Here is a 10730-nt window from a genome sequence, read left to right as displayed (position 1 = left end):
TCCCTGGAGGACTGGCACCGGGTCGCGCAGTGGGCCGCCGACGAAGGCTGGAACCCCGGCACCGGTGACCTGCCCTGCTTCCACCCCACCGACCCCGACGGCTTCTTCATCGGCCGCCTCGGCGACACGGTGGTCTCGGCCGTCTCGATCGTCACGTACTCCCCGGAGTACGCGTTCCTCGGCTACTACCTGGTCCACCCCGACCACCGCGGACAGGGACTGGGCCTCGCCACCTGGCGCGCCGCCTTCCCGCACGCGGGCACCCGCACCGTCGGCCTCGACGCGGTGCCCGCTCAGCAGGCCACCTACGGGCGCGCCGGCTTCACCCCCGCCTACACCACCGTCCGCTACGCGGGCCGCCCCGAGGGCACCGCGGCCCGGGCGGCGGACGTCGTGCCCGTCACCGAGGAGCACCTCGACGCCGTCGCCGGCTACGACCGCGCGTGCTTCCCCGCCGACCGGCGGGCCTTCGTCACGCGCTGGCTGCGGGCCGAGCACCACACCGCGTACGTCCACCTGCGCGACGGGGCCGTCGCCGGGTACGGGGTGATCCGGCCCGCCCGCGACGGCAAGCGGATCGGCCCCCTGTTCGCCGACTCCCCGGAGGGCGCGGCGGCCCTGTTCGACGCCCTCGCCGCCCACGTCGGGCCGGGAGAGGAGGCCGCCGTCGACATCCCCGAGCCCCACCGCGCGGCCACCGCCCTCGCCGAGTCCCGCGGCCTCACCCCGCGCTCCCACACCGTGCGCATGTACACCGGCCCCGTGCCCCCGGCCGACGAGGGCCGCTCCTTCGGCGTCACCACCCTCGAACTGGGCTGACGGCCGACGGCTCGACGCCGCCCCGACGTGCTCACCGCGATGGCCGCGGGCCGGGCGGGCGGCAAGTCCGTCATCGGCTTCGGCTGACCCGACGTCACCGCACGACTCCGAGGAGACCTGAGGAGAGCAGCATGGCCGTCGTTCTCATCACCGGCGCGGACAGCGGCCCCATCGTCCACGTCGGCTCGGTCACCTCCGAGATCATCAGCCCGTTCCAGGGCCCGTACGTCGCGGCCGAGGCCGCCGAGGACCGGCCCGCCGAGATCACGTTCTACGAGAACTCCGCGTTCGGCATCGACGCGGCCGTCGTCCGGCCCGGGGCGTACACCAGCGGCACCGACCACTTCGCCGGGGCACGGCACCCCGACGACACCGCGAGTCGTCTGCGGGCGCGTCGTGGCTGATCGCGCAGTTCCCCGCGCCCCTTACGAGGCGCGGGGAACTGCGCTGGACTTCGACAGGACCGACCAGGGCGGCACACCGCGTATCGCGGGTTCCTGTCCCCTCACCGGCCGACCGGGAAGAATCCCGAGCGGATTCCACGACCGCGCACACCGCGCACACCGCGCACACCGCGCACACCGCGCACACCGGGAACCCGGGAACCCCGGGAACAAGGAGGCCGCTTCCGTGTCGGACCGTCAGCCGGTGGGAGAGACCGTCACACCGACCGTGCTCGCGCAGGAGCGCCGCCTGCACCGGGACCTCGGGTTCTGGGGGCTCACCGCGATCGGCTTCTCGAACATCGTCGGCTCCGGCTGGCTCTTCGCCGCCATGTACGCGGCGCGCACGGCCGGGCCCGCGGCGCTGCTCTCCTGGATCGGCGCGGGCGTGCTGTGCGCACTCGTCGCCCTGGTGATGATCGAGCTCGGCGCGTCCCGCCCGGAGGGCGGCGGCACGGTCCGCTGGCCGCTGTACGCGAGCGGCAGGCTGGCCGGGACGCTCATCGGCTGGTCGGTGCTGCTCTCGGTGGGCGGCACCGCCGCCGAGATCACCGCGATCATGCAGTACGCCGACCACTACCTCCCGGACATCTACCGCGGCGGCTCGCTCACCGCCTTCGGCCTGGGCATCGCCGTGGCCCTGAGCGTCCTGCTGACGGCGCTGAACTGGTTCACGGTCCGGGCGTTCGCCCGCCTGAACACCCTGGTCTCCGTCTTCAAGATCGCCGTGCCGGTCGTCACCGTGATCGCCCTGTTCGCCGCGGGCGGCCATGCCGGACGCCTGACCGACCACGGCGGCTTCGCCCCCTACGGCTACGCGGCCTGTCTGTCCGCCCTCGCGGGCGGCGGAATCGTCTACTCCGTCAATGGCTTCCAGGCGCCGCTGGACTTCTCCGGCGAGACCCGCGACCCCCGCCGCACGATCCCCGGGTCCGTCCTCGCGGGCATCGGCCTGGCCGTCCTGATGTATCTGGCCCTGCAACTGGCCTTCCTCTTCACCGTCCCCGAGCACCTGCTCGGCCATGGCTGGCAGGGCGTCGACTTCGAGTCGCCCTTCGGCCAGCTCGCCCTGATCCTCAACCTGCACTGGCTGTCGAGCCTGCTGTACGCGGACGCCGTGGTCTCGCCCGGCGGCTCGGCCTACGTCGGCGTGGCCATCGACGCGCGGCACACCTACGCACTCGCCAAGAACCGCACCATCCCACGGGCTTTCATGCGGGTCGACCCGCGCACCGGCATCCCGCACCGGGCTCTGCTCCTCAACCTCGCCGTGATCGTGGTCTTCCTGCTGCCTTTCGGCGGCTGGCAGCACATCGTCAGTGTCATGGGCGACATGTATCTGCTGATCTATGCCGCCGCCGCGGTCGCCGCCGCCGTCTTCCGGGCCGACCCGGAGGGCGGCGGCACGGCCGGGTGGGTGCCGGGGCTGCGCTGGATCGCCCCCGTCGCGTTCGTGGTCTCCAGCGAGTTCGTCTACTGGTCGGGCTGGCACGACCTGCGCCTCGCCCTGCCCCTGGTCCTCGGCGGCCTGCTGCTCTTCCTCGTCATGCGCGACACCGACGACGCCCCGCTCCTGGCCGAACTGCGTACGGGCGCCTGGCTGGTCGTCCACCTCGCCGCGCTGACCGTCCTGTCCTGGCTCGGCACCTTCAAGGGCTCCGGCCGCCTGCCCGCCCCCTACGACTCGCTCACCGTGGCCGTCGTGAGCCTGGCCGTCTTCTTCTGGGCGGTGCGGTCCGGGGTGGGGCACCAGCGCGACACCCGCGCGCGGGGGCTCTCGACCACCTGAGCACTATAGGCAGCCACCGTGGGGCTGGTGGAGGCCCTTCGGTCAGCAGCTCGCACATTCTCGCGCGTACGTGCGATTCACTGCTCGTGCGTGGAGCCGATTGTCTTGATCGTTTCCCATTTGTTTCCCAGTCCTGAGAGGACGGGATCATCCTCACCACCCGATCGCGACTCGGGACAGGTGAGGATGGCCACTTGCCTAAGCCCTTGGGATGCGGCGACGGTGAGCGGCGGTCAAGCGGTGAGCGGCGGACTCGTCGGGCCGCTCGGCATCCACTCGCTATCGGCAGGTGAGGGCGGTCGAATGCGGCTGGTCCGGGTGCGGAAGACGCCGACAGCGGCCCTGGCCGACCGGTGCCGAGGGCGCCATGGTGTCGAGCAGGCGTACTCGGTCGTCGGCCTGCCGCTCGCCGTGAGCGTGAGTAGAGCCATGCGCCCGTGCAGGGGGGTGCCTTGAGGCTATGTGCGTGTGAACCACCCGGTCAGGGCGAGCATGGCGCTCTCGAAACGGGCTGGCCAATCCGCTTGGCGATCAACGGCAGAACATCCTGCGCCCGAGTCGTATGCCCGTGTTCCATCAGCTCACCAACTCCCGTTCGCCGAGGGGGACCAGCAGCTCGTCGGGGCCCGAGAGCCCGTGCTCCGCCGTGTACGCCGCGAGCTCGTCGAAGGATGCGAACGGGCCACCGCGCGCCCTGCCCGGTGGTCCAGCTTCAGAGTCAGCAGTGGCGAGCTGGTCGGTGAGGACACGGATCTGCTCGTCGATGGCATCGATGCTCGGCACCTCCATCCGCGCAGGAGCGCCCAGCCCGAGGAGCCGGCACCGGCGATCATTGAAGCCCCGTCAACTTGGTTCTCGCTGGTCAAGAGGGCTGGTGTGCTGCTGCCGAGGGGCCTCGGGCCGGTGGCGGGTGGTAGCCCGCCGTCTTGATCGTCGGGCAGTGGTCACGGGTGGTCTGTCCGTTTCCAGGTCGCGGGGCAGAGCGGGTTCGCAGGCTCGCGGGATGACGGAGATCAGCGAAGCCGCCGAACGCGTCGCCGCCCGCCGGGCCGAACTCGACATGGATTCAGCTCCGGGCCCAGTCCAGGGATTTGCGCTGTTCAAAGGGGTGAAGGACGCCACTGTCGAGTGGGTAATCGAGATCCACGAGAAGACCTGCAAGCCATGTGCCCAACAGCTTGTCACGCTGCGTGGATCAGCGGCTGACGGTCGCAGGCCACCGAGTGAACTGGGTGCGATTCCTTGACACTCTTCGATCTTGAATGCATCGTTGCCGAGTGGGTTGTCGGCATGTGATCCGTTACGGCACTTGCGTGCAGCCGCGGAGCACGTACCCGGTCAGCGAGATGAGGAGTGGTGCATCGTGGACAGCTCGAGATCGGTTGCTGTGGCGCAAATCGGTTGTGTGCCAGGTGATATCGGTGCAAACCTACGGCGGATAACGGAAACGGCCGAGGCGGCGGCGAGCGCGGGGGTCGAGCTGATCGTATTTCCCGAATGCGGCCTGACGGGTTATTTATTCGATTCTCGCGGCGAAGCCGAGGCCGTCGCCATCGCGGCCGACGGTCCCGAACTGGCAACAGTCGCCGAACTCTCGGCCCGGCTGAATCTACATCTGGTTGTCGGTGCTCTCGAGAAGGACGGTGACGGCCTGTACAACTCGGCGTTCGTCATCGGCCCCGAGGGGCACGCCGGGGTCCACCGCAAAGCTCACTTGCCGCCGCTGGGGGCGGATCGGTTCGTGGACGAACCTCCCGCGTCGGGTGTCTCGGTCTTCGACACGCCATTGGGGCGCTTGGGCGTGATGATCTGCTATGAAACGAGATTCCCCGAAATTGCTCGCACGCTTGCACTTTCCGGTGCGGACATCATCGCGGTGCCCACTGTCTGGTCGGTGCAGTCGCGCATTCTGGCCGAGCATTTCGTGCGGGTACGCGCGGCCGAGAACCTGGTCCATCTGTTGGTGGCGAATCGGCCCGACAGTGAAAAGACAACGGACTTTCTCGGATTCAGCCAGATCGTCGCACCCGATGGCGAAGTCCTCGCTGTTCAGCAAGCCCGGTGTGAGGAAGTGCTGACGGCTCGGATCGATCTCGACCGTTTCCGTGGCAAACGCCTCGTCTCCGACGACGGAGTGTCGATTGCCCCGCTCGAGGACAGGCGGCCGAGCACCTACGCCCTCTGACCCCGCAGCGCAGGTCCGACCGGCTCGGTGTGTCAAGCCCCGGGTTTTGTGGAGAGTGAGTTAGCTGGTTTTCTGGAGTGACGCAGGGGGTTCGGCCGCGTAGGGGGCGGCCTCATGCTCGGCGGGGGTGAGCGTGGTCGAGGCTGGCGGCGACCTGCCAGCCGACGGCCATGCGGGAGAAGACGTCGATGACGAAGGCCGCGTAGACCCGGCCGGAGAAGGTCTTGATGTATGGCGGCAAGGGCTGTTGGGAGCTGAGCGGGTTGTGACGCGGGTGGTTCATAGGTCAGAAGTGCCCGATAGACGCGGTCCGAGATACGGCGCTTGAGGAGGCGGAGGGCCTCCTTGACCGTCTTGCCCGCCGCGAGCTGTCTGGCGTAGTAGGCAGCGCCTTCTCCGTCGCCGCCTGTCTGGGTGACCGCGGTCATGTGGAGGGTGCTGTTGACAGTGCGATTTCCGCCCCGGTTGAGCCGGACGCGGACCTTGTTCGAGGACCACACCGGAATCGGTGCCGTGCCGTTGAAGTGCGCAAAGGCGCCTTTGGACTTGAACCGGGCGGCTCCGGCGGTCTCGCCGAGGATGGCTGCGGCACCGAGCACGCCACAGCCCGGGATGGCCAGCAGGTGCGGCGCGAGCTGCTGCACGCGGGCGAGTTCGTGCGCACCAGGTGACCACGGTGAGCCCAGACCCGAATGACCCCGGGCGTCACGCCGGCGGCTGGCTGCCTCGGCAGTGGTCCAGAGGGTGGTGTGAAGGTCGCCGCCGAGGTCCAGCAATGAGTCCTCCGCGCAGCGGAAATGCGAAACCCCGGAGGTGCGAGACTCCGGCGGTGCGAGACTCCGGGGCGAGAGATCGACGGCACACGTGCGCCTGCCGATCAAGTCACGCGTAACGCGAGTGACTGGTCAAGCAGCCGGGTTCTGCCGGTACTCGGCGGCCAACACTTGGGTATGTGCGGCGTACTCGTCGGGGGTGAGCAGGATGCCGCATTCGATGTTGCGGCATTCGATGTAGGCATCGCCGTAGTCCCGGAAAAGGGTCAGTATCTCGCACCTGGGACAGGGAGCATGGTGGTGCGTGGGCCGGGAATCGCGGCCGGTGAAACGGAGGACGGCCGTATACCAGGCATGGATCTGCGCTGCGGGGTTCGCGGAGATCCGGTCGTGTGGCTCGGCCGTCGTTGGGTGTTCGGCCAGTGCCCAGTCCAGGTGCGCGGCTATGGATCGCACCGTCCGGGTGACGGCACCGCCCTCGCTGCCGCCAGGGCGGCGGGCACCGAGCCCGCGAAGAGCACGAGGGCCGTCTTCCAGGTCGAGCAGGTCGCCGACGATGTGGTCAGTGGGGAGCCGGGACGCCTCGCCGGGCCACCGCGGACTGGTCGGCGACCGGCCGATGGTGCCGGCCTTCGGCCCACGGCTGCCGTGGAGTGCCTCCAGCCGGACGGCCGGCTGCCAGGAGCTCGGGGAGGGAAAGCAGCTCGGCGAGATCCGGGGCACGGAGTGAGGGCGGGCACGGGGCCTCCCGACGGCACATGAGGAGTCGGGTGCAGCTCCGGTGCAGGGACTGTCCGAGCTGGGGAGGTGCTGAGGCTGTCGGTGCCGACGGTCTGCTGTCTCCTGCCGTTGCGGCAGGACTTCGGGGGCAACCATGGGCTCGTCGGTCGAGGCACTGGAACATCGGGAGTCGGCAGTCCGTGCCCGGGTGGAGGAACTCCAGGGACAGATAAGGCACCCAGGCTGCAGGCCGCCGCGGCCGAGAGCTGGGGAAACTTCAGGACAGGTGTCACACGTGTCAGACAGGATAGATTTCAAAACGGTGCAGTACGGCCTGCAGGGGCCCGGGCCCCAGTTTGAGCAGCCCGTGGAACGGGGCGTCGAGCGCCCAGATCATCCACAGCAGAATCGCGAGCAGCGCAGTGATCGCGACCAGCATGCCGCTGTGCGTCCGCGTTCCTGAGTGCTCCAGTGCCAGGGAGAATCCGACAGTGAGGACTCCACCCAGGATGAGCACCAACCAGAGGACCGGCGGGACGATGCCCGACATGGAGTCGAGGCGCAGGCGCCTGCTGTCGGCGATCTGCTCCACATCAGTGAGTATCAGCTGAGCGGCATTCTGCTGCCCCCCGCTGCCCGCATCGTATGCCTGGACCTGCTCCCGAAGCTTGACGAGCAAATCCCAGGCCTTGGCGCTGTCGTGCCCACCACTCATTTTCGGCCACTCGTCGTCGACCAACGTACGCGCGTAGCTCTGCGCGCTGCGCGCGATCTGCTCTCGCTGAGGTCCTGGGATATTGCGGTTCGTGAAATACAGCCGGGCCACCGCGTTGGCCTCTGCGTAGGTGTTGTTGCGCGCCTGGGTCTGGTTGTCCCACACCGCGACGACGACGAAGGCCAGGAACACCCCGTAGAGCACGGCCACCATGCCCAACAGGACACCGACGGATTCCCGCCCTTGCTGTCCGCGGGCCACTGCAGGCACAGAACGGCGCGTCTTGTGTGTGGCCCATGCAGTGACCACCATGGGCACACCCACGATCAGTGAAATGATGAGATAGGGCGGCACAGGCTGACTCATTCCATGAGGTAGGGCGCCCCAACCAACAGAATCAGTTTGACCAGATCCACACTCAGGCCGCAAGGGCCTCTACATGCTCCTTGAGTATGGCGATCGGCGAGGTGACCGCGGACGGCTCCCACACATCCACGTGGAACAGGGGGAGCCCATCGTCCGCGGCTGCTTCCACGCCCACCACGTCCGCCGCGCACTCCTGTAGGCAATCGGATTGTTTCAGCTCGACAGTCGGCTGTCCGCGGTGAAAAGTGAGGCTGCCCCGGTGAGGCCGACGCGGAGGAGGCCAGGACGGCCACCGGCAGGCAACGGGCGGTGCGTCCTCTCACCCGGACGACAGGGGTGTGACCGCGGTGGGTCGGCCTGGCACGCTGTCACCTCCCCGTCGGCGGTCGAGCGGGGCGGCCGACATCCGCGACGGCGTCGATGCACCTGTCGATCTGGGCGTCGTCGATGAAGTAGTGGGGTGACGCGCGGACGATGCTGCTCAGACCGCGCCGGGTCATGTCCAGTAGCGTGGACGGGCGGCGGCTCACGTTCACTGTGACGCCTTGGCCGGCCAGCACGTCCCGGACCCGGGCGCTGTCAGTCCCTTCGACGGTGAAGGTGACGATGCCGCATCGGTCCACGCCGAGGTCGTGGACGACCACACCGGCCAGTCCGGCCAGTCCGGCGCGCAACCGGGCTGCCCTGGCCCTGACGGCGGCCTCGATCTCCCCGACGCCGAGACGCAGGGCGTAACGGACCGCGCGGATAAGGCCGAGGCGCTGCGCGATCCCGGCCTCCCAGAGCTCGAATGCCTGGGCGTCCGTACGCAGGCGGTACTGCCCCGGGCCGCACCATCTGCCACCGCGCAGGTCCGCCAGGCGGGGCCGCAGGAGTCCCGCGGCGCGATCCCGCACGATGAGGGCGCCGGTACCCCGAGGTCCGCGCAGCCACTTGCGCCCCGTGAAGGTGACGATGTCCGCGTCGAGTTCGGTGGCGTCGAGGCGCAGTTGCCCGGCGGACTGGCACGCATCGAGGATGAGCAACGCGCCGACCGCGTGCGCGGCGTCGGCGACCCGGCGGACCGCGTTGACGACACCGCCGTTGGTCGGCACATGCACCAGCGAGACGAGCTTGACGCGCTCGTCGAGCATCTCCTCCAGAGCCGCGGTCGAGAACACTCCGGCCCGGTCCGAGGGGACGACCTCTACGGTCGCCCCGACCGCCTCGGCCCGCATCAGCAGCGGGACGGCGTTGCCCGCGTATTCGACCTCACCGATGAGAATGCGGTCCCCGGCCGCCAGCGGCACCGCGTCGAACGCCGCCGACCAGGATCTTGTGGCACTGTCGGTGAACGCGACCTGGTCCGGGCGGCAGCCCAAGAGCTCCGCGACCACGCCGTATCCGGCGTCGAGGTCGGCCCGGCGCTCCTCGGCGGCCCGATATCCGCCGATCTCGGCTTCACGCCGCAGGTGCCCGACGACCTCGTCGAGCACCTGGCGAGGCATCAGCGAAGACCCTGCACTGTCCAGGAACACCTGGTCCGCACTGCCAAGGGTATCCGCGCGGACCTCCTCGGAGTCGATCACAGAGGCGGATTGTGGCGGCCCTTCGGGCAATCGTCAAGAAGTGCGGATCGGATGGCGTGGGGACTCGCACACCCCTTCGCGAGGCGCGCCAACCCGGGTCCGGTCCAGAGGCGTTGAGCATTGCCAGCAGATCCTCATAATTGGTAGACTATGCCCTAACTAGGGTATAAGTTCCCGCGACCATCGGAAAGCCAGGGCGCGCATCCGCTTTCGGTCGATCCGGCGATTCAGATCCGGCGCGCAATGGTGTGCGGTGCCGAGCGGGTTCGGCGCTTGGACGACTGCGCCCGACCGGTTCCGGCAGTGACGGGACGCCGGGGGCTTCTCGGCGCTTCTGAAGGGGGGATCGCGGAGGACTCGGGGCGGGGTGAGGTGGGCTTCCCCCCCTGGTCAGCATGGATTCCACTACCGCCCGGCCCCACCATGATGCTGCCGGGACGCACCTCGGCCAAGGCCTCGTGGTCTCCTCGGAGAAGACGGCCGCCGAAGAGGAGAGAGGCCGGGCCCGCAGTTCACCCCGGTCTTCGGGAAAGCCCGGGTGCCCGGCCGACCGCCCCAGCCCGGCCCGACGCTGCTGTCGGCGACAAGGCCCACTCGTCTCACCGTGACCACGTCCATCTGCGCAAGCGCCGCATCGAGGCGGCCATCCCGGAGAAGAAGGACCACGCCGCCGACCGCAGGCAACGGGCGGTCGGCCGGGAGCCATGACACCCGACTCTCCGAAGAGCGGAACACCGTCGAGCCCCTGATCAACAGGCTCAAGGCAGGGAGAGGCATCGCCGCCCGCTACGCCGAGGTGCCCAAGGGCCACCTCGCCGGAGTCCACCTGCGCGGCTCGATCAACTGGGCCCAGAAGCGCGCGCGGACCGCGCCTCGACCGAAACCGGATACGCACCCTAGGAGTTTTTGCGTGTCATCAGAAAGCTGCGAACACGGACGTGGGCACATCGTCGACTCCCGCTTCTTCGGGGACGGGTACGGCACCGACGCGAGCCGACGGATCTTCTGCGACGTGTGCCGGTTCCAGCGCTGGCTGCGAGTCGAGGCTGTGCTCGCGTTGAGCCAGGGCGAACTGGGACTGATCCCACAAGCCGCGGCGGACCGGATCGCGGCGGCGGCCGACGTCGGCGGTCTCGATCTCGAGTGGGTGCGGACCGAGATCGTCAGGACCGGTCACTCGCTGGTCGGGCTGCTCGCCTGCGTACGACAGGCGTGCGGCCCTGAGGCCGGGCGATACCTGCACGTCGGTGCCACCACTCAGGACATCGAGGACACGGGTCAGTGCCTTGAGATGCGCGACGTCCTGGACGCGCTCGACACGCTGCTGACCCCCCTGGTGGCCGACCTGGCCC

Annotated in this window: 10 protein-coding genes and 2 pseudogenes; 6 read left to right on the top strand and 6 right to left on the bottom strand. The window is 69.1% G+C overall.

Annotated features, from left to right (window positions below; all coding sequences use genetic code 11):
• The 3 genes from K6I34_RS21815 to K6I34_RS21805 all read left to right on the top strand — a co-directional run.
• Nucleotides 1–819 (top strand): GNAT family N-acetyltransferase (locus K6I34_RS21815; RefSeq protein ID WP_229328015.1); only part of this gene is annotated, 819 nt, incomplete at its 5' end.
• A gap of 131 nt (nucleotides 820–950) precedes the next feature.
• Nucleotides 951–1223: a hypothetical protein gene (locus K6I34_RS21810; RefSeq protein WP_229328014.1), complete on the top strand. Its 273-nt coding sequence runs from the start codon at nucleotides 951–953 to the stop codon at nucleotides 1221–1223.
• A 289-nt stretch (nucleotides 1224–1512) separates the two neighbouring features.
• Nucleotides 1513–3051: an APC family permease gene (locus K6I34_RS21805; protein ID WP_229328016.1), complete on the top strand. Its 1539-nt coding sequence runs from the start codon at nucleotides 1513–1515 to the stop codon at nucleotides 3049–3051.
• Nucleotides 3052–3627: 576 nt separating this feature from the next.
• Here K6I34_RS21805 and K6I34_RS21800 read toward each other — a convergent pair.
• Nucleotides 3628–3834: a hypothetical protein gene (locus K6I34_RS21800; protein ID WP_229328013.1), complete on the bottom strand. Its 207-nt coding sequence runs from the start codon at nucleotides 3832–3834 to the stop codon at nucleotides 3628–3630.
• 220 nt (nucleotides 3835–4054) lie between these two features.
• Here K6I34_RS21800 and K6I34_RS21795 point away from each other — a divergent pair, with 220 nt between their 5' ends.
• Together K6I34_RS21795 and K6I34_RS21790 are read left to right on the top strand one after the other, a co-directional pair.
• Complete coding sequence (locus K6I34_RS21795; protein WP_229328012.1) at nucleotides 4055–4297, top strand: hypothetical protein; 243 nt, start codon at nucleotides 4055–4057, stop codon at nucleotides 4295–4297.
• Nucleotides 4298–4414: 117 nt separating this feature from the next.
• Nucleotides 4415–5236 (top strand): carbon-nitrogen hydrolase family protein, encoded by an 822-nt coding sequence (locus tag K6I34_RS21790; RefSeq protein ID WP_229328011.1) that lies wholly within the window; start codon nucleotides 4415–4417, stop codon nucleotides 5234–5236.
• 112 nt (nucleotides 5237–5348) lie between these two features.
• Here K6I34_RS21790 and K6I34_RS38370 read toward each other — a convergent pair whose 3' ends face one another.
• From K6I34_RS38370 to K6I34_RS21770, 5 genes and pseudogenes are all read right to left on the bottom strand, one after another.
• Nucleotides 5349–5477: a hypothetical protein gene (locus K6I34_RS38370; protein ID WP_275127123.1), complete on the bottom strand. Its 129-nt coding sequence runs from the start codon at nucleotides 5475–5477 to the stop codon at nucleotides 5349–5351.
• Nucleotides 5478–5625: 148 nt separating this feature from the next.
• Nucleotides 5626–5880, bottom strand: a pseudogene (locus tag K6I34_RS38095) (transposase); the annotation flags it as partial.
• 261 nt (nucleotides 5881–6141) lie between these two features.
• Nucleotides 6142–6732, bottom strand: a complete 591-nt coding sequence (locus K6I34_RS21780) for a hypothetical protein (RefSeq protein WP_229328010.1) — start codon at nucleotides 6730–6732, stop codon at nucleotides 6142–6144.
• Between the two features lie 295 nt (nucleotides 6733–7027).
• The gene (locus K6I34_RS21775) at nucleotides 7028–7798 is read right to left on the bottom strand and encodes a DUF4239 domain-containing protein (RefSeq protein ID WP_229328009.1); all 771 of its coding nucleotides are present in this window, start codon (nucleotides 7796–7798) and stop codon (nucleotides 7028–7030) included.
• Between the two features lie 380 nt (nucleotides 7799–8178).
• The gene (locus K6I34_RS21770) at nucleotides 8179–9327 is read right to left on the bottom strand and encodes an aminotransferase class V-fold PLP-dependent enzyme (RefSeq protein ID WP_308294037.1); all 1149 of its coding nucleotides are present in this window, start codon (nucleotides 9325–9327) and stop codon (nucleotides 8179–8181) included.
• Between the two features lie 961 nt (nucleotides 9328–10288).
• Between K6I34_RS21770 and K6I34_RS21765 the strand changes: the two are divergent.
• Nucleotides 10289–10730: pseudogene (locus K6I34_RS21765) on the top strand (adenylosuccinate lyase family protein); the annotation flags it as partial.

This window comes from Streptomyces sp. UNOC14_S4 (genome assembly GCF_020740835.1).
Classification (GTDB): Bacteria; Actinomycetota; Actinomycetes; order Streptomycetales; family Streptomycetaceae; genus Streptomyces.
This window is presented reverse-complemented; position numbering and strand designations above follow the sequence as displayed.